The sequence below is a fragment of the uncultured Methylobacterium sp. genome (assembly GCF_964244095.1).
Classification (GTDB): Bacteria; Pseudomonadota; Alphaproteobacteria; order Rhizobiales; family Beijerinckiaceae; genus Methylobacterium.
The window spans coordinates 1-17,202 of record NZ_CAXTHR010000020.1; the positions used below are offsets into that span (position 1 = coordinate 1).

The following is a 17,202-nucleotide window of genomic DNA, read 5'->3' on the forward strand; positions in this document are numbered from 1 at the left end:
CCACGAACCACGCGTCGCGGTAGGCGTTGGTGGTGCCGGACTTGCCCGCGACCTTCATGCCCTCCAACTGGGCGCGCCGCCCGGTGCCCTCCTCCACCACCTTGTTCAGCATGTAGTTCATGTCGGCGACGACCTGCGTCGAGAGCACCTGCTCGGGCCGCTCGTCGGCGTGCCGGTAGATCGTCTCGCCGCTCGAGTTCTTCACCTCCATCGCCGCGTAGGGCTTGGCCCTGCGCCCGCCGTTGGCGAACACCGCGTAGGCGGCCGCCTGGTCGATCACCGTGACCTCGGCCGAGCCGATCGGCAGCGACACCGAGTCGACGAGCGGCGTGGTGATGCCCATGCGGTGCGCCGTATCGATGATGCTGGCCCGGCCCGCCTTCGCCGCCGGGAAGTCGCCCCTGATGCCGGCCGCCTTGCCGAGCGCGATCGAGACCTTGATCGGGATGGTGTTGATCGACTTGGCCACCGCCAGCCACAGCGGCTGGCGCCTGGAATACGAGCGCCCGTAGTTCTGCGGGCACCAGTTGCCGAGGCAGACGGCTGAGTCGTCCACCACCGTGTCCGGCCGGTACAGGCCCGAGGCCAGCGCCGCGGCGTAGACGTAGGGCTTGAACGAGGAGCCGGGCTGGCGCAGCGCGTCGGTGGCGCGGTTGAACTGGCTCTCGCCGTAATCGGCGCCGCCGACCATCGCGCGCAAGGCGCCATCGGGGTCGAGGATCACCATCGCCGCCTCGTCGACCTCGTAGGCCTCGCCGGACTTGCGCAGGGTATCGGCCACCACCTGGTCGGCCCGCTTCTGGATGCCGACGTCGAGCGGCGTCTTCACGGTGAGCACGCGGTCGGTCTTCAGCTTGCCGGAATCGGCCAGCGCCTTGATCTCGCCGAACGCCCAGTCGAGGTAGTAGTCGGCGGTGATGTCGCGGGTGCGGGTCACGGGCGTGGCCGGGTTGCGCAGGGCCGTCTGGATCTGGCCCTCGGTGACGAAGCCGGCCTCGACCATGTTGTGCAGCACGTCGACGGCGCGCGCGCGCGCGGCCGGCAGGTTGACGTGGGGGGCGTACTTCGTCGGCGCCTTGAACAGGCCGGCGAGCATCGCCGCCTCGGCGAGGCTGATGTCCTTCAACGGCTTGCCGAAGTAGTAGTCGGCCGCCGCCACCGCGCCGAAGGTGCCGCCGCCCATGTAGGCCCGGTCGAGGTAGAGTTTTAGAATTTCATTCTTCGTCAGGTGACTTTCGAGCCAGAGCGCCAGGAAAGCCTCGTTGACCTTGCGCTCCAGGGAGCGTTCGTTGGTCAGGAACAGGTTCTTGGCGAGCTGCTGGGTGATCGACGAGCCGCCCTGGGTGTTGCCGCCGCCGCGCGAGTTCGAGACCACGGCGCGCAGCGTGCCGATCGGGTCGATGCCCCAGTGCTCGTAGAAGCGCCGGTCCTCGGTGGAGACCAGCGCCTTGATCATGATGTCGGGGAACTCGTCGAGCTTGAGCGAGTCGTCGTGCTTGATCCCGCGCCGCCCGACCTCGGCGCCGTAGCGGTCGAGGAAGGTCACCGCGAGGTCCTGGGCCTTGAGCCAGTTGTCGCTCGTCAGGTTGAAGGCGGGCTGGGCCAGCGCCAGCATCAGGATCGCGGCCCCGGTGCCGAGCGTCACGCCCTCGCTCGCGAGGTCGAGCGCGACGCGCTTCCAGCCGCGGACCGAGAACGCGCGCATGCGCTCCTGGAAGCGCCCGTAGGCCTCGCCGCCGGAGACGCCGCCGTCGTAGAGGCTCGCGTTGACCCACGCGTCGAAGGCCAGCGACGCGCGCTTGATGCGGGTGAGGATCGCGGTGGCGTTCGGCAGGCGCACGACGGGTATCCGGCTCTCTACGACCCCCGGGAACGGTCTGGGCGCGCCGCCGCGGCTGGACGATGCCCACGGCCCGCGCCGTCATAGCAAGCCGCACGCCCGTCCGCGAGGCCTATCCGTCGTCACCCGCAGCGCCGGCAGGGCTCCGAACGCAGGTTACGACACACGTGATATCTAGTTGAATGGTTCGGCCGATGCAGCGTCCGTTTTCCCGGACGGGTTGAGCGTCAGCGGAACCCGATCCGGGACCTAGAGCGCAGTCCGACGAAGCGGGTACCGGTTCGTCGCAAGAATGCGCGTCAAAACAGGACCTTAGAGTCGCGACCCGATCCAACGTGATCGGGCGCGGCTCTAAGCATCATTGCGCGAAGTGGTCGCCGGTTCGCGGGAAGAAAATGATGCGGCAACAAAGAGATCGAAGCAGGCCTTCGTGGGCGAGGCCACGAAGGCCTGCTTAGCTCGCGCGGCGCAGGAACGCCCGGAACGGGCGGCGTTCCGGCGCCGGCTCGGGCGGGTCTTCGGCAGCGGTCGGGGCGGCGGGGACCGGCGGGGCGGGGGGCGGCGCGGCGAGCACGTCGGCGCGCACCGGGCGCGGCGGGGCGAAGACGGCGCCTTGCGCGAACGGCACGTCGAGGTCGATCAGGTCCGGCACGTCGGCCTCCGCCGCGACCTCGGCGGCGACCAGCCGGATGCCGGCCCGAGCCAGCGCGGCGACGAGGTCCTCGATCGCGATGTCCGACAGGCTGCGCCGGGCCGGGCCGGGGCGCAGCAGCAGGTCCGCCGGGACCTTGATCTGGCCGACGCCGTGGCCGGCGAGCGCGGTGGCGTCGAAGCGCAGGTCGCTCGGGCGGTCGAGGACGAAGCCGACCCGCCCCTTCAGGGCGGCGAGCGCCCCGGCCTGCTCGGCGTCGAGGTTGCGCCAGCTCGCCTGCGGCAGCGCCACGACGAGGCGGCCCGCGAGCCCCGGCTCGGCGGCGACCAGCCGGGCGAGGCTGCGCAGGAAACCGGGCTCGAACAGCGACAGCGGCGACAGCCCGTAGGCCACCGCCGCCTCGCTGCCGCGGCCGACGAGGTGCCGGGCGATGGTGGCGACGCGCTGGAGCATCCGCCGGTCGAGCTCGGTCGAGCGGCCGTGCCGCTCCAGCACCGGCAGGAACGCGTCCGGCGCCAGCACCGCGCCCCCGACCCGGAGCCGCGCCAGCGCCTCGTAGGAGGCGACCTTGCGCTGCGGCAGCGTCACCACCGGCTGGAGGTGGACCTCGAGCCCGTCGCCGTCGAAGGCCGCGATCACCGCCGCGTCCTCGGCGGACGCGGCCTGCGGCGGACGCGGCGGGAACAGGCGCGGCACCGGCATCGGGGCCGGCTCCGGCGCCCGCGCGACGGGGACGGGCGGCGCGGGGACGACCGGAGTGGGTGCCGGAGGGGGCGTGAGAGGGGGCGTTGGCGTCGCGGCGGGGGCCGGCCTCGCCGCGGCGAGCGCGGCGGCCTGCGCCTTCAGCCGCGCGACCTCGCCGTCCTGCGTGCCGACCACGGCGGCGAGGTCGCGCACGATGCCGCTGAGCAGGCCGATCTCGACGGTGAGTTCGTCGACCTCGCGCGGGAGCCCGGCCAGCCCCGGCTCCGGCCGCCCGGCGGCCTCGGCCCGGAGCAGGCGCCGGGAGAGCGTGTCGAGCTCCGCCGAGAGCTTCTCGCAGCGCGCCTTGAGCCCGGCGGCGCGGGCGTGCGCCGCGAGCGCCCCCAAAGCCGCCAGCGCCGCCAGCGCCAGGGCGCCGACGGCCGGCAGCAGGGCGGCGAGCGGCCCGAGCACCACGAGCCCGAGCAGCCCCGTCGCCCACAGGCTCGCATGCCGGCCGAAGTTCCGGGCCATCGGACGGTTCGCCACGCGGTCCTTCATGATTTGCACGATCGCCCGCCGACCGGCCCTGGCCGGGTCGCGGGGCCGTCTTTTGTCGCCGAGGGGCCGCATCGCCGCAAGGCGGAGGCGCCGGGCGCCCGCGGATTTCACCGGGGTGTGACATGCAGCCCTTGCCGCCGCGGGGCCCGCGCCCGACCTTGTCCGCAGGCAAACCGGCGGAGCCCGTGACATGGACGAGGGCGCGAGCGACCTGCTGATGCGGGTCGAGGGCATGACCTGCGACGGCTGCGCGGAGGCGGTGCGCCGCATCGTCCGGCGGATCGACCCGGCGGCGGCGGTGGAGGTCGACCGCGCGCACGAGCGCGTCGCGATCCGGACGCGGGCGCAGAGCCTCGTCGTGGCCGACGCCCTCACCCGGGCGGGCTACACGGCCGCCGCGATGACGGGGTGAGGGCGCGTGTCCCTCACCGCAAGCGGGGACGAGGCGATGCGCGGCGGTCGCCGCGCCGCGTGGCGTGCATCCACAAACCCGCCCGAGCATGGGGGCTTTCGCCTCGTCCGAACGTCGCTGTGGGACCGCCGGGCCGATACGGTCCGTAAGCGCAGCGAAAACCAAACCGAATTTGTCGGCACAGCGAAAAAATCCGACGCGCTTTTCGCCGGGGCTTCGCGCAAGATGAGAGGATGGGCCGGTCCACGGGCTTGGCCTCACGCAAACCGCACGGCAACAGCCGGCGGCCGGACGCCACACGATGCCCTCGTGCCACAGGTGAGGAAACCATGCCCTCAGACATCGAGATCGCCCGCGCGGCGACGCTGAAGCCGATCGCGCAGGTCGCCGAAAAGCTCGGCATCCCCGACGACGCCCTGCATGCCTACGGCCGGCACATCGCCAAGATCGACCACGGCTACATCGCCGGGCTCGAAGGCAGGCCGGAGGGCAAGCTGATCCTCGTCACCGCGATCTCGCCGACGCCGGCCGGCGAGGGCAAGACCACGACGACGGTGGGCCTGGGCGACGCGCTCAACCGCATCGGCGCCAAGACCATGATCTGCCTGCGCGAGCCCTCGCTCGGCCCCTGCTTCGGCATGAAGGGGGGGGCTGCCGGCGGCGGCAGGGCGCAGGTGGTGCCGATGGAGCAGATCAACCTGCACTTCACCGGCGACTTCCACGCCATCACCGCGGCCCATTCGCTGGCCGCCGCGCTCATCGACAACCACGTCTACTGGGCCAACGAACTCGACATCGACGTGCGCCGCATCCACTGGCGCCGGGTGGTCGACATGAACGACCGGGCGCTGCGCGCCATCACCCAGTCGCTCGGCGGCGTCGCCAACGGCTTTCCGCGGGAAGACGGCTTCGACATCACCGTCGCCTCCGAGGTGATGGCGGTGTTCTGCCTCGCGAAGAACCTCGCCGACCTGGAGGAGCGGCTCGGCCGCATCGTGGTCGCCGAGACGCGCGCGCGCAAGCTCGTCACCCTGAAGGACGTGAAGGCCACCGGCGCGATGACGGTGCTGCTGAAGGACGCGCTCCAGCCCAACCTCGTGCAGACGCTGGAGGGCAACCCGGCGCTGATCCACGGCGGGCCGTTCGCCAACATCGCCCACGGCTGCAACTCGGTGATCGCCACCCGCGCGGGCTTGAGGCTCGCCGACTACACCGTGACGGAGGCGGGCTTCGGCGCCGATCTCGGCGCGGAGAAGTTCCTGGACATCAAGTGCCGGCAGGCGGGCCTCGCGCCCTCGGCGGTGGTGATCGTGGCCACCGTGCGCGCGCTGAAGATGCACGGCGGCGTCAACAAGAAGGACCTGGGCGGGGAGAACATCGCCGCCCTGGAAAAAGGCTTCGCCAACCTCGCCCGGCACGTCACCAACGTGCGCGGCTTCGGCCTGCCGGTGGTGGTCGCGGTGAACCACTTCTACGCCGACACCGACGCGGAGCACGCCAAGCTCCGGGAGCTTTGCCGGCAAAAGCTCGACGTTGAGGCGATCACCTGCAAGCACTGGGCGGAGGGCGGCGCCGGCGCCGAGGCGCTCGCCCACGCGGTGGTCAAGCTCGCCGACGGCACGCCGAGGCCGATCACCTACACCTACGAGGCCGAGGCCAAGCTTACCGACAAGATCAAGGCGATCGCGACCAAGCTCTACGGCGCGGCCGACATCCAGATCGAGGCGAAGGCCCAGGCCAAGCTCGCCGCCTTCGAGAAGGACGGCTACGGCGGGCTGCCGGTGTGCATGGCCAAGACGCAATACTCGTTCTCCACCGATCCGGGCCTGATCGGCGCGCCCGACGGCCACCTCGTCGGCGTGCGCGACGCGCGGCTCTCGGCCGGCGCCGGCTTCGTCGTGGTGATCTGCGGGGAGATCATGACCATGCCGGGCCTGCCGCGGGTGCCCGCCGCCGACACGATCCGGCTCGATGAACACGGGCAGATCGACGGGCTGTTCTAGGCATCGTTCCGCGAGAGCCGCGCCCGAGCGCACCCGCGATCAGCGGCCCGAGCCGCGGATCGCCATCTTGAGGCGCTGGTCCGCCCAGTCGATGCGCGCGGCGATGCCGCGCCGGATGCATTTGTTGAGGCTGTCGCCGGTGTAGAACCCGGTCTTCCGCTCTTGGTCGCGGCAGGCCTCGACCGGCGGCCACGCGATCACCGCGCCGAGGATCAGGACGGCGGCGGCGCACTCGATCGCCAGCCAGCCCACCCAGCCGAGGCGAAAGCCGCGGCCGCCGGCGGTGGCGGGTTGCCGGCGGCGCGGCGGCGCTTCGTCGTGCCGGGGCCGGTCGAGGTCGACCGCCACCGGCACGACTCGGTTCAGGCGCGCGCGGAGCCTGTCCGCATCGGTGGCGGCGGGCGGCGATGCGGGGTCGGCGGAGAGGCTCTGCATGGCGGGCTCGTATGGGTCCGGGTGGCAAGAGACGCAGGGACAAGAGATGCGGGGACGGCGGCTCAGTGCATGGCGCGGCGGAGTGCGCCGAGGTCGTCCGGCAGCGACAGGGCGCCACTGAGGATCGCGCCGCGGGCGCAGGCGCCGGCCCTGAACATCTGGACGAGGCCGCTGCCCGCGCGCGACCCGCAATCGGTCACGAGGTAGCTCGCGGCAAACAGCGTCACCGGCGTCAGGAACAGCGCGAGCTTGACGAGCGAGACGAGGCGCGCGAGCGGCCCGCGGCGGCGCGGGCGGCGGTCGTCGTCCCATTCTTCGGCCTCGCGCTCGAAGCGGTCGCCGGATTCGTGTGTGCGGTATCCACGGGGCATGGCCGGACCAACCTCGTCTTGGTCGCTACGCGTTCGGATTCGCACCCTGGCCCCGCGGGCTGAAGATCCGGTCAAGCTTCGTGCTTAAGGAGATCTGATGCCGAGGATGCGCCCGCCGGCGGACATCCCGCGCACCGGCGAGGCGATCGCAGGCTGGCGAAGCAATTGCAGAAGCCTAGATCGCAGGGCGTGAGGGACGGGCGGCGCGCGGCGCGCCGGCGGGCATCCGCGACGCCGCACGCAACCGGGAGCAGCCCCTTGGCCACCATCATCCCCGTCGCCGCGTTCGACTACGTCGTGTTCGGCGCGACCGGCGACCTCACCACCCGCAAGCTGCTACCGGCCCTGTACCACCGCTACAGGGACGGGCAGATCCCCGGCACCAGCCGGATCATCGGCGCCTCGCGCTCGGAGCTGTCTGCCGAGGCGTTCCGCGCCCGCACGCAGGACGCGCTGAAACGCTTCGTGCCGGCGGGCGACCTCGATCCGGCGACGCTCGCCGCGTTCCTCGACCACCTCGACTATGTCCCGGTCGACGGCGCCGGCGAGAGCGGCTGGAGCGAGCTCGTGGCAAAGCTCGACGAGCGGCCCGGTCAGGTGCGGCCGTTCTACCTCGCGACCTCGCCGGACCTCTACGGCGCGATCTGCCGGAACCTCGCCAAGTTCGGCCTCGTCGGCGAGAAATCCCGCGTCGTGCTGGAAAAGCCAATCGGCAAGGACCTCAAGTCGGCCCGCGCGATCAACGACGCGGTCGGCGAGGTGTTTCCCGAGGAGCAGATCTTCCGGATCGACCACTACCTCGGCAAGGAGACGGTGCAGAACCTCTTGGCGCTGCGCTTCGCCAACACGATCTTCGACCGGCTGTGGACGGCCGACGTCATCGACCACGTCCAGATCACGGTGGCCGAGACGGTGGGCGTCGAGGGCCGGGCCGGCTACTACGACACGTCGGGCGCGCTGCGCGACATGCTGCAGAACCACATCCTGCAACTGCTCTGCCTCACCGCGATGGAGAGCCCGCTCAACCTCGACGCCAACTCGGTGCGCGACGAGAAGCTGAAGGTGCTGCGCGCCTTGAAACCGATCACGGCCGGCGACGTGCAGCAGGTGACGGTGCGCGGCCAGTACGTGGCGGGTGCCGTCGACGGCAAGCCGGTGGACGGCTACCTCAACGAGCTCGGGTCCGAGAGCCGCACCGAGACGTTCGTGGCCTGCAAGGTCGAGGTGCAGTCCTGGCGCTGGGCCGGCGTGCCGTTCTACCTGCGCACCGGCAAGCGCCTGCCGCAGAAGCTCTCCGAGATCGTGGTGCAGTTCCGCGCCGCGCCGTTCTCGATCTTCCCCGAGGAAGCGTTCGGGCGCGAGCCCAACCGCCTCGTCATCCGCCTCCAGCCGCAGGAGGGCATGAAGCTCGAGGTGATGACCAAGGACCCCGGCCCCGGCGGCATGCGGCTCAGGCCCACCAACCTCGACATCTCCTTCGAGGAGACCTTCAAGCAACGCTACCCCGACGCCTACGAGCGCCTGCTGATGGACGTGGTGCGCGGCAACGCCACCCTGTTCATGCGCCGCGACGAGGTCGAGGTCGCCTGGGCCTGGGCCGACAGCCTGCTCAAGGCCTGGGCCGAGCGCCGCGAAGCGCCGCGCCCCTACCCGTCGGGAAGCTGGGGCCCGACCTCGGCCATCGCGCTGATCGAGCGCGACGGCCGCACCTGGCACGAGGAGTTGCGGTGAGCCGTCCCGCCTCGCGCCGGCGGCGTCGTTCGGCCGCCCTCGCCCTCGTCCTCGCCCTCGTCCTCCCTGCGCTCCCGGCGCTGGCGCAGGGCCGGCCCGACACCCGCGACCTGACCTGCGCGGCGGCCTCCGCCCTCGTCCTGCGCGAGGGCGCCGTGGTGATGACCACGGGCCCGCTTACCTACGAGCGCATCGTGCGCGACGGCGGCTTCTGCGCCCTCGAGCTGACCACGCGGCCCGATTACGAGGCCACCCGCGACGTGCGGCAGTGCTTCGTCGGCTACCGCTGCGTCGAGCCCCTGCGCGAGGGCCGCGACGGACCCTGACGGACCGCCCGCCCCCGCAGCGGAGAAGGGGGCGCTCGGGGGAGCCGGGTCCCGGACACCGGAGCATCACCGCCCCCTTCGACGGAAACCGTATCCTCCTGCGAAACCCGGGAGCGAGACCGGAACCCGCCGACGGCGATCCGTCCGATCGGGCGAGCCGTTGCGGCCAAGCTGCCTTGTTCCGGCCAACCCGGCCCCGGATGCTTCGCCTCGACCGCCGACGCCGCCCCGCGAGAGGGCGCGACGGCGGCCCAAAGGCCCAAGGGGCACGAGCAAGGGGCACGCACATGAACGAGACCACCGGAACCGCCGCCGAGCACCGCCTCGCGCGCTCGGTCGCCGCGACCCTGCGGGTGATCGCCGCCGCGCATGCCGAGCGCGAGGCGCCCCCGGTCCACGCGGCGCGCCGTCACCTCGGCGCGATCTACGGCGCGACCCGGCTGGCGCGCCGGATCGAGCGCGAGCGCCGCTCGGCGTGAGGCGCGATGCTTTGGCGCGATGCTTGGATTGCATCACCGGCCGCGATGCGCTCTGACAGCCACCACGAATCCAGGCGGCGGGACGGGCAACGATGTCGGGTGGTCACGGAGCGGGCGGGAGTTCGAACCGGCGCGTCGCGCTGCTGATCTCGGTGCTGGCGCTGTTCCTCGCCTTCAGCGAGACGCTGGGCAAGGCGGCGCAGACGGACGCCATCGGCGCCAACGTCGAGGCGGCCAACCAGTGGGCGTTCTTCCAGGCGCGCACCATCCGCGCCACGGTGCTCAAGACCGCCGACGAGGCGCTCGCGCTGATCCCGCCCGGGCCGAACCCGGACGCGGTGGCGGCCAAGCGCGCGGACTGGGCCAAGACCATCGCCCGCTGGGAGTCCGAGCCCGCCACCGGCGAGGGCCGCAAGGAGCTCGCCGAGAAGGCCAAGGCCGCCCAGGGCCAGCGCGACCTCTCCCTGCTGCGCTACCACCATTACGAGCTCGCGTCCGCCGCCTTCCAGATCGGCATCGTGCTGGCCTCGGCGGAGGTCATCACCGGCATCGTCGCCCTGGTCTTCGTCGGCGGTTTCCTGGGTGCGGCCGGCGCGGTGCTGCTCGGGTTCGGCTACCTCGCGCCGCACGCGCTGCCGTTCCTGCATTGAACGGCGGCTGGACGCCGACCGTCCTGTCCTGTCTCATCCGACCTCGTTGGGGCAATCTCCCGCGCCCCGGATGCCGGCGCGCGGGAACGAAGGTGTTCCACCGTCCGGGAGGACCCATGGCCGACGAATCCGAATCCCAGGGGCGCCTGACGCGGGCGTCGAGCTTCGTCTTTCTGCACACCGAGCACGCGATCTACGCAGCCCTCGGGCTGCTGCTGGCGCTCACCGCGCTGATCGCGCTGATCGACGCCGTTGGGCTGACCTGGGTGGCCCTGCGCGCGATGGGCGGCGCCGAGCAGACGCTCGAAGTGGTCGACCGCCTGCTGTTCCTGCTGATGCTGGTCGAGATCCTGCACACGGTGCGGGTCTCGATGCGCTCGGGCCGCCTCACCTGCGAGCCGTTCCTGATCGTCGGGCTGATCGCCTCGATCCGGCGGGTGCTGGTGATCACCCTGCAATCCTCCGAGATCACGCACGGCAAGGACTGGACGGCGGAGAAGGAGGCGTTGTTCCGCGCCTCGATGATCGAGCTCGCCGTGCTCGCCGGCCTGATCCTGACGATGGTCGCCTCGATCTTCCTGCTCCACCGCGCCCGCACCGATGGCGGCCCCGTGGGCGAGGAGACCGAGGCGAACACTGGGTGAGCGCGGGCGGGACGCCCGCAAAGCCCGGTGGACCCGCCCGGAGACGCGCCCCGCGCCGTCTCGTCCGCCGCGCCGCCTCGCCGCATCCGGCGTCGCCACCCCTGCGCCCGGCGCCGAGCGGCCCGCCGCGGGTCGTCGCCCGGCGGCACTGTAACCGCGCCGGCCCCGCGGCGAACTGGCCCGAGGCGGCGTGCGCCCCGACCCGAGGCTCCCGATGTTCCTGCCCGCCCTCTGCCCCGGCGCCCTGCCTGTGCTGCGGGCGCGTTCCCTCGGGGGCGGTCCTGCGCTAGAACCTGCCGCCGGCGCACGGCGCGGCGACAGGGCGGCGATGGCGCTCGAAGACAGTCTCGCGGCCGCGATGGCGGCGGCGCAGGGGGGCGACGCGGCGGCCTACCGGAGGCTGCTCGACGCCTGCCTGCCGGTGATCGCCGGGATTGCCCGCGCGCAGGGTGTGCGCGGCGAGGCGGTCGACGACGTGGTGCAGGACACGCTGCTGACGATCCACCGGGCGCGGGCGAGCTACGACCCGGCGCGGCCGTTCCTGCCGTGGCTGCGCGCGATCACCCGGTGCCGGGCGATCGACCGGTTGCGCCGGGCGGGCCGCCGGCCGCGGGAGGTCCACGATCCGTCCGCCTACGAGGCCCATGCCGATGCCGGCCCCGCGCCCGGCCATGGGATCGAGGCGCGCCAGCGCAACGCCGAACTTGCCCGCGCCGTGGCCGCCCTTCCCGCGGGCCAGCGGCAGGCGGTGGAGCAGCTCGCCTACGCCGAACGCTCGCTGGAGGACGCCGCCGCGCTCACCGGGCGCAGCAAGGGGGCGCTCAAGGTCAACCTGCACCGCGCGCTCAAGGCGCTGCGCGAGACGCTGTCGCGGGACAAGGATGCGGGCGATGTCTGAGCCCGTGCGTCACCATGCCCTCGTCGACGCCCTCGTCGGCGGCCTGGAGCCGGTGCGGCCGCTGCCGGCGCCGATGCTGCGCGCGCTGGCGTGGCTCGCCGCCGTGCTCGGGCTCGCGGTGGTCCTGATGCCGATGGCCGACACGGCCGGCCTGCACGCCCGGCTCGGCACCCCCGACCTGCGCGTCGCCGCCCTCGGTGCCGGGCTCACCGCGGTCGCCGCGGCGCTCGCCGCTTTCGTCACCAGCGTGCCCGGCCGGTCGCTGCGCTGGGCGCTGCTGCCGGTGGCACCCGCCGCCCTGTGGATCGGCGCGAGCGGGCTCGGGTGCCTGCGCGGCTGGGGCGCGCCCGGAACCGACCTCGCCGACGGCGACGCGGGCGGCTGCTTCGCCTTCCTCGTCGGCGTCTCGCTGCCGCTCTCGGTGCTGCTCGTGGCGATGCTGCGCCGGGCCTGCCCGCTGCACCCGAACCTCACCGCGGCGCTCGGCGGCCTCGCCGCCGCGGCGGCGGCAGCGACGCTGCTGGTGCCGTTCCATCCGCACGACGCGACGGCGACGGACCTCGCGATCCACGCCGTGACGGTGCTCGGGGTGATTGGCCTCAACGGTCTGGCCGGCGGGCGCCTGCTCGGCCGGGGCCCGCGCCCCGGCCGATAGGGACGGCGTCAGGCGGCGGCCTTGCGGTTGACGCCCGCGCCGGCGAGCTTGGTCAGCGCCGCGTCGGTGGCGCTCTCCTCGGTGAGCGTCTTCTCCAACAGGCCGGCGGCCTCGGCATGGCCGAGCTGCTTGGCGAAGGCGGCGAGCGTGCCGTAGCGGGTGATCTCGTAATGCTCCACCGCCTGCGCGCCGGCGATCAGCGCCGCGTCCATGACCTCCGGGTCGCCGACGTCGCCCATGATCTCCTTGGTCTCGGAGATGATGCCGTCGATCGCGGCGCAGGTGACGCCCTTCACCGGCTTGCCCAGCGACCCGAACACCGCCTCCAGGCGGGTCACCTGCGCCTCGGTCTCGTGCAGGTGCTTCTCGAACGCCTGCTTCAGCGCAGGCGCGCCGGCCTTGTCGATCATCTTCGGCAGGGCCTTGGCGATCTGCTGCTCGGCGTAATAGATGTCCTGCAGCATGTGCGTGAACAGGTCGTCCAGCGTCTTGATCGGCGTGGTGAAGAGACCCATGGCGCGTACTCCGTATGCTTGAGCTTGCCCCGGAACAGTTCGTCGTGTCCGGCGGCTTGTCCGGGGAAACCCGGAAGCGCCGCCACGGGTTCCTGAACGTCCCGGGCCGCGGTCCGGCGGCGGCGCGTCAGTCCGCGTCCGGGCGCAGGGCCGGCCACGCGACGATGCGGTCGGTCAGCTCGTCGTCGGAGAACTCCTCCTCGTTGCCCGACATCCGCCCGCGGATCGAGATGCCGGCCTCGTGCACGCTGGCGCGCCGCCCCGAGATCAGGGGATGCCAGGGGAACAGCGGCTCGCCGTCGCGCACCAGCCGGTAGGCGCAGGTCGGCGGCAGCCACGGGATCGTGCGCACCGCCTCCGGCGTCAGGCGCACGCAGTCCGGCACCCGGACCTGGCGCCGGGCGTAGTCGCGGCAGCGGCAGCCGTGCCCGTCGAGCAGGGTGCAGCCGACGTCGGTGTGGTGGACCTCGCCGGTATCCTCGTCCTCGAGCTTCAGCAGGCAGCAGCGCCCGCAGCCGTCGCACAGGCTCTCCCACTCGGACGGGCTCATCGCATCGAGGGACTTCTCCTGCCAGAACGGCGCCGCGGCGTCCGCGCGGGCGGCCTTGGGGCTCCCCATCGGGAACACCTCTCACGCTTCGGGGGCTGATGCCCCCCCTGTGCCGCATGCCGGCGCGGGGTGCAACCGCGCCGCCGGCGCGCCCGGGGTCTCGTATGTGTCGTCGACCTGCGTTCGGAGCCCCGAGCTGAGCGCCCCGCCGATTGCCATCGGCGGCGCGCACGCCTAACCCGGCGCCCGGACGTCCCGAAGGCGGGCTCTCTTCCCGAAGGCGGCCCCTTCCTGAAGGCAGCTCCCTCCCGAAGGCGACCTCTTCCCGAAGGCGACCTCTTCCCGAAGGCGACCTCTTCCCGAAGGCAGGACCATGGCGGCAGACCCGATCCCGACGCTGTCCGGCCTCGGTGGCATCGCCGGCGCTTACGACCTGATCCTGTGCGACGTCTGGGGCGTGCTGCACGACGGCACCCGCGCCCACGCCGGCGCCGGCGCGGCGCTGATGGCGTTCCGCGGGCTGGCCGGTCCGCGTCCGCGCCGGGTGGTGCTGGTCTCCAACGCGCCCCGGCCGTGGGACGGCGTGCGGGCGATCCTCGACGGGTACGGCGTGCCGCGGGCGGCCTACGACGCGATCCTCACCTCGGGCGACCTCACCCGCGGGCTGATCGCCGCGCGCGCGGGCGCCCGCATTCACCACCTCGGGCCCGCCCGGGACGCGCCGATCTTCGCGGGCCTCGACGTGGCGCTGGTCGCGGCGGAGGCCGCCGACCTCGTGGTCTGCACCGGCCTGTTCGACGACGCCACCGAGACCGCCGACGACTACAGCGGCACGCTGGCCGCGCTGAGGGCCCGCGACGTGCCGATGATCTGCGCCAATCCCGACCTCGTGGTCGAGCGCGACGGCCTGCTGATCCCCTGCGCCGGCCTGATCGCGGCCGCCTATGCCGGGATCGGCGGTGCGGTGACCTACGCGGGCAAGCCCCATCGCCCAATCTACGCGGCGGCGCTCGCGCTGGCGGCCGCCCTCGACGGCGGCCCGGCGCCGGAGCTCGGCCGCGTGCTGGCGGTGGGCGACGCGCTGCGCACCGACATCGCCGGCGCCAGGACCTTCGGCATCCCGAGCCTGCTCGTGGCCCGCGGCATCCACGCCGCGGATCTCGGGCTCACGGCCGAGCACCATCGCCTCGGCGACGCCGCCGCGTGGCTGGGGCGCCAGGCCGTGCAGCCGGACGCGGTGATCGAGCGGCTGGCCTGGTAGCGCGGCCCGGGGCGCGGCCTCGCCCCGGCGGCGCAGGACGGCCCGCGGAGCGCCCGGCAGCGAGCGGGCGAGGGCGCGCGACGGCAGCATTGGCGCCGCGCGCGTGCCTGTGGCATGCCCGCGACCGGTGACCCGCGCGCGGCACCGCCCCGGACCCGCAGACGTGCTCGACATCCAGAACCTGTCCAAGACCTATGCCGACGGCACGCGGGCGCTGGCCGGCATCGACCTCGCGGTCGCGGGCGGGGAGATCGTCGCGCTGATCGGCGGCTCGGGCTGCGGCAAGACCACCCTGCTGCGGCTGGTCGCCGGCCTCGACCGGGCGAGCGCCGGCAGCATCGCCCTCGACGGCGAGGCGATCACGGCGCCCCATCCCGGCGTCGGGCTGGTGTTCCAGGAGCCGCGCCTGCTGCCGTGGCTCACCGTCGCCGACAATGTCGGCTTCGGCCTCGGCGCCGTGGCGCGGCCCGAGCGCCGCGCCCGCGTCGCGCATGCGCTGGAGCGGGTGGGCCTGGCCGAGCACGCGGGCCGCTGGCCGCGCGACCTCTCGGGCGGGCAGCAGCAGCGGGTCGCGATCGCCCGCGCGTTCGTGGCTAGCCCGCGGGTGCTGCTGCTCGACGAGCCGTTCTCGGCCCTCGACGCCTTCACCCGCAAGGATCTGCACAGCCACCTGCTCGCGCTCTGGGCCGAGACGCGCCCGACCGTCCTGATCGTCACCCACGACGTCGGCGAGGCGGTGGCGCTCGCCGACCGGGCGGTGGTGATGCGCCCGAAGCCCGGCCGCCTCGACGAGACCGTGCTGCTCGCCGCCCCGCGCCCGCGCGACCCCGCTGCGCCGCGGAGCGAGGCCGCGGCGCGCGCCATCCTCGCGGCGCTCGACCGCTCGCTCCGCCCCGTGCCGGCCGAGGGCCGGGCCGCGGCGCCCGACGCGAACTGGTGGTGAGCATCAGGTTGTCCCGGAACCGGCCGCTTGAGCCGCCGCCCGGTTCCCGCTAACCGGCACCGACGAACGCGACTGCGACAACGGAAGACGCCCCCATGGACGCCACGACCCTGCGCGCGCTTCAGGCGCCCCTGAAGGACCGGTACCGCGCCACCCCCGACGACGCCGTGATCACCCTCACGGCCAGGGGCTCGCTCGACGGCGCGGGCATCGCCTGCAAGGTCGAGACCGGCCGCGCGCTGGCGGTCGCCGGCCTGCACCCGGCCACCGGCGGCTCGGGCGCCGAGCTGTGCTCGGGCGACATGCTGCTCGAGGCGCTCGTCGCCTGCGCCGGCGTCACCCTGAAGGCGGTGGCCACCGCCCTGGAGATCCCGCTGCGCGCCGGCACCGTCAGCGCCGAGGGCGACCTCGATTTTCGCGGGACGCTGGGCGTCGACAAGGGCGCGCCGGTGGGCTTCCGCGCGATCCGGCTGGCGTTCGCCCTCGACACCGACGCGCCGCAGGACAAGCTCGACCAGCTCCTCAAGCTGACGGAGCGCTACTGCGTCGTGTTCCAGACCCTCAACCACAAGCCGGTGCTGAGCGTGGCCGCCGCCCGCGGATAGGGCGGGGCGGCCCGGGATCATCCGAGCCGCGAGACGGCGTCACGAGCCGATCTCCGCCTTCGGGATCGTCCGATGGCGCGGATGGAAGGCGCGTCCGAAGCCTCGCGGGTCATGCCCACGGGAGCCGTGAGCCGACCGCGCCGGGTCGGGTCACGGCTCCGGCGCCTCGTTTTGACGCGCACGTTCGCGACGAACCGGCATCCACGTCGTCCGCGTGCGCCCTGGAGCGTTTTCCATGATCTCCGGATCACGGAAAACGCTCCAACGCCTTATGCGGTCGCATTGTCCTCACGCGAGCCGGCATCCACCTCGCTGGAAGATGCTCTAGGACGGCGGAAGGTCCTTAACCCCCGCCGCACCCGTCAGTTCGAGCTACCGGTACTTCGAGGTGTCGGCCCAGATTCTCTCACCCCGCGAATTGTTCTTGAAGATGATCATACCACGATCGTTGGGGGGAAGCTTCAAATTGTACATCGGTTCGGAGACGTTGCTGCCGTTGCAATTCGAGCCCCTCTTCTGTTCTCCCAGGACCCAGTACCCGCTGCCGCCGCAGTCGTATGGGTGGTGCTGCGCGATCTGACCGGGCATGACGCAGCCCCAGTTCGACTTATAGTCCCTTTCCTTGGTCTTATATATAGTATACCAGATTGGGTCCTGGGACTCATTCTTTACGTTCAGCTTGTACTTAGTGGCCGCATTCGACACATCACCACATTGAGCCTCCGCGCTGGCAGACGTCGCCATGATCGACGCGCCGCCGATGGCGGCGGCGACCAGGATCAGCTTTTTCAACGTAACCATGAACCTTATTCCTTCAGGGACCGGCTTTCCCGGCGGCCCGTGCCGCCTCCGGTGAGGCCTGTATCGACGAAACGCCGCCGATGCGGAATGAGGATTTATCTATCGCCGGTATAGGCGCCGACTATCGGCGCACGTAACCCTCACCCGGCCGCTCCGCGCGCGACCGGGTCCTGCGCCGCGACACCCCGC

At 72.6% G+C, this 17,202-nt stretch carries 19 protein-coding genes; 12 read left to right on the forward strand and 7 right to left on the reverse strand.

Annotated features, from left to right (window positions below):
- Window positions 1-1,840 (reverse strand): transglycosylase domain-containing protein (locus tag ACFE86_RS05270; protein WP_375454273.1); only part of this gene is annotated, 1,840 nt, incomplete at its 3' end.
- Between the two features lie 454 nt (window positions 1,841-2,294).
- On the reverse strand, window positions 2,295-3,707 hold the full coding sequence (locus ACFE86_RS05275; protein WP_375454309.1) for an EAL domain-containing protein: 1,413 nt from the start codon (window positions 3,705-3,707) through the stop codon (window positions 2,295-2,297).
- Window positions 3,708-3,924: 217 nt separating this feature from the next.
- On the opposite strand from ACFE86_RS05275, the gene ACFE86_RS05280 reads away from it, so the two are divergent.
- Entirely contained in the window at window positions 3,925-4,146 is a 222-nt protein-coding gene (locus tag ACFE86_RS05280; protein WP_375454274.1) for a heavy-metal-associated domain-containing protein, read from the forward strand.
- Between the two features lie 329 nt (window positions 4,147-4,475).
- A complete protein-coding gene (locus ACFE86_RS05285) occupies window positions 4,476-6,149 on the forward strand; it encodes a formate--tetrahydrofolate ligase (RefSeq protein WP_375454275.1) in 1,674 nt (557 codons plus the stop codon).
- 39 nt (window positions 6,150-6,188) lie between these two features.
- On the opposite strand, the gene ACFE86_RS05290 is transcribed toward ACFE86_RS05285, so the two are convergent.
- Entirely contained in the window at window positions 6,189-6,584 is a 396-nt protein-coding gene (locus ACFE86_RS05290) for a hypothetical protein (RefSeq protein ID WP_375454276.1), read from the reverse strand.
- Window positions 6,585-6,646: 62 nt separating this feature from the next.
- Window positions 6,647-6,955, reverse strand: coding sequence for a hypothetical protein (locus tag ACFE86_RS05295; RefSeq protein WP_375454277.1), 309 nt, complete (start codon window positions 6,953-6,955; stop codon window positions 6,647-6,649).
- 258 nt (window positions 6,956-7,213) lie between these two features.
- On the opposite strand from ACFE86_RS05295, the gene zwf reads away from it, so the two are divergent.
- From zwf to ACFE86_RS05330, 7 genes are all read left to right on the forward strand, one after another.
- On the forward strand, window positions 7,214-8,686 hold the full coding sequence (zwf, locus tag ACFE86_RS05300; protein ID WP_375454278.1) for a glucose-6-phosphate dehydrogenase: 1,473 nt from the start codon (window positions 7,214-7,216) through the stop codon (window positions 8,684-8,686).
- Window positions 8,683-9,012 (forward strand): hypothetical protein, encoded by a 330-nt coding sequence (locus ACFE86_RS05305; protein ID WP_375454279.1) that lies wholly within the window; start codon window positions 8,683-8,685, stop codon window positions 9,010-9,012. Before zwf ends, ACFE86_RS05305 begins: the two co-directional genes overlap by 4 nt.
- A 287-nt stretch (window positions 9,013-9,299) precedes the next feature.
- Window positions 9,300-9,491, forward strand: a complete 192-nt coding sequence (locus ACFE86_RS05310; RefSeq protein ID WP_375454280.1) for a hypothetical protein — start codon at window positions 9,300-9,302, stop codon at window positions 9,489-9,491.
- 92 nt (window positions 9,492-9,583) lie between these two features.
- Complete coding sequence (locus ACFE86_RS05315) at window positions 9,584-10,141, forward strand: DUF4337 domain-containing protein (protein ID WP_375454281.1); 558 nt, start codon at window positions 9,584-9,586, stop codon at window positions 10,139-10,141.
- A gap of 116 nt (window positions 10,142-10,257) precedes the next feature.
- The gene (locus ACFE86_RS05320) at window positions 10,258-10,785 is read left to right on the forward strand and encodes a phosphate-starvation-inducible PsiE family protein (RefSeq protein WP_375454282.1); all 528 of its coding nucleotides are present in this window, start codon (window positions 10,258-10,260) and stop codon (window positions 10,783-10,785) included.
- Window positions 10,786-11,113: 328 nt separating this feature from the next.
- Window positions 11,114-11,683 carry an RNA polymerase sigma factor gene (locus ACFE86_RS05325; RefSeq protein WP_375454283.1) on the forward strand — a complete coding sequence of 190 codons (570 nt, stop codon included), beginning with the start codon at window positions 11,114-11,116 and terminating at the stop codon, window positions 11,681-11,683.
- On the forward strand, window positions 11,676-12,338 hold the full coding sequence (locus ACFE86_RS05330; protein WP_375454284.1) for an NrsF family protein: 663 nt from the start codon (window positions 11,676-11,678) through the stop codon (window positions 12,336-12,338). Before ACFE86_RS05325 ends, ACFE86_RS05330 begins: the two co-directional genes overlap by 8 nt.
- Window positions 12,339-12,346: 8 nt before the next feature.
- On the opposite strand, the gene ACFE86_RS05335 is transcribed toward ACFE86_RS05330, so the two are convergent.
- Window positions 12,347-12,853: a ferritin-like domain-containing protein gene (locus tag ACFE86_RS05335; RefSeq protein WP_375454285.1), complete on the reverse strand. Its 507-nt coding sequence runs from the start codon at window positions 12,851-12,853 to the stop codon at window positions 12,347-12,349.
- A gap of 127 nt (window positions 12,854-12,980) precedes the next feature.
- Window positions 12,981-13,472, reverse strand: a complete 492-nt coding sequence (locus ACFE86_RS05340) for a YcgN family cysteine cluster protein (protein ID WP_375454286.1) — start codon at window positions 13,470-13,472, stop codon at window positions 12,981-12,983.
- Between the two features lie 304 nt (window positions 13,473-13,776).
- Here ACFE86_RS05340 and ACFE86_RS05345 point away from each other — a divergent pair, with 304 nt between their 5' ends.
- From ACFE86_RS05345 to ACFE86_RS05355, 3 genes are all read left to right on the forward strand, one after another.
- Window positions 13,777-14,664, forward strand: a complete 888-nt coding sequence (locus ACFE86_RS05345) for a TIGR01459 family HAD-type hydrolase (protein WP_375454287.1) — start codon at window positions 13,777-13,779, stop codon at window positions 14,662-14,664.
- A 163-nt stretch (window positions 14,665-14,827) separates the two neighbouring features.
- Window positions 14,828-15,607, forward strand: a complete 780-nt coding sequence (locus ACFE86_RS05350) for an ABC transporter ATP-binding protein (RefSeq protein WP_375454288.1) — start codon at window positions 14,828-14,830, stop codon at window positions 15,605-15,607.
- A gap of 95 nt (window positions 15,608-15,702) precedes the next feature.
- Window positions 15,703-16,212 carry an OsmC family protein gene (locus tag ACFE86_RS05355; RefSeq protein ID WP_375454289.1) on the forward strand — a complete coding sequence of 170 codons (510 nt, stop codon included), beginning with the start codon at window positions 15,703-15,705 and terminating at the stop codon, window positions 16,210-16,212.
- Window positions 16,213-16,584: 372 nt separating this feature from the next.
- On the opposite strand, the gene ACFE86_RS05360 is transcribed toward ACFE86_RS05355, so the two are convergent.
- Window positions 16,585-17,004, reverse strand: coding sequence for a hypothetical protein (locus ACFE86_RS05360; protein WP_375454290.1), 420 nt, complete (start codon window positions 17,002-17,004; stop codon window positions 16,585-16,587).
- Window positions 17,005-17,202 lie beyond the last annotated feature (198 nt).

Bases quoted from the DNA above. Each gene is read 5' to 3' on its own strand.
- ACFE86_RS05275 (WP_375454309.1), bottom strand. From the start codon at position 3,707: ATGGCCCGGAACTTCGGCCGGCATGCGAGCCTGTGGGCGACGGGGCTG.
- ACFE86_RS05280 (WP_375454274.1), top strand. From the start codon at position 3,925: ATGGACGAGGGCGCGAGCGACCTGCTGATGCGGGTCGAGGGCATGACC.
- ACFE86_RS05285 (WP_375454275.1), top strand. From the start codon at position 4,476: ATGCCCTCAGACATCGAGATCGCCCGCGCGGCGACGCTGAAGCCGATC.
- ACFE86_RS05290 (WP_375454276.1), bottom strand. From the start codon at position 6,584: ATGCAGAGCCTCTCCGCCGACCCCGCATCGCCGCCCGCCGCCACCGAT.
- ACFE86_RS05295 (WP_375454277.1), bottom strand. From the start codon at position 6,955: ATGCCCCGTGGATACCGCACACACGAATCCGGCGACCGCTTCGAGCGC.
- ACFE86_RS05310 (WP_375454280.1), top strand. From the start codon at position 9,300: ATGAACGAGACCACCGGAACCGCCGCCGAGCACCGCCTCGCGCGCTCG.
- ACFE86_RS05315 (WP_375454281.1), top strand. From the start codon at position 9,584: ATGTCGGGTGGTCACGGAGCGGGCGGGAGTTCGAACCGGCGCGTCGCG.
- ACFE86_RS05320 (WP_375454282.1), top strand. From the start codon at position 10,258: ATGGCCGACGAATCCGAATCCCAGGGGCGCCTGACGCGGGCGTCGAGC.
- ACFE86_RS05325 (WP_375454283.1), top strand. From the start codon at position 11,114: ATGGCGCTCGAAGACAGTCTCGCGGCCGCGATGGCGGCGGCGCAGGGG.
- ACFE86_RS05330 (WP_375454284.1), top strand. From the start codon at position 11,676: ATGTCTGAGCCCGTGCGTCACCATGCCCTCGTCGACGCCCTCGTCGGC.
- ACFE86_RS05335 (WP_375454285.1), bottom strand. From the start codon at position 12,853: ATGGGTCTCTTCACCACGCCGATCAAGACGCTGGACGACCTGTTCACG.
- ACFE86_RS05340 (WP_375454286.1), bottom strand. From the start codon at position 13,472: ATGGGGAGCCCCAAGGCCGCCCGCGCGGACGCCGCGGCGCCGTTCTGG.
- ACFE86_RS05345 (WP_375454287.1), top strand. From the start codon at position 13,777: ATGGCGGCAGACCCGATCCCGACGCTGTCCGGCCTCGGTGGCATCGCC.
- ACFE86_RS05355 (WP_375454289.1), top strand. From the start codon at position 15,703: ATGGACGCCACGACCCTGCGCGCGCTTCAGGCGCCCCTGAAGGACCGG.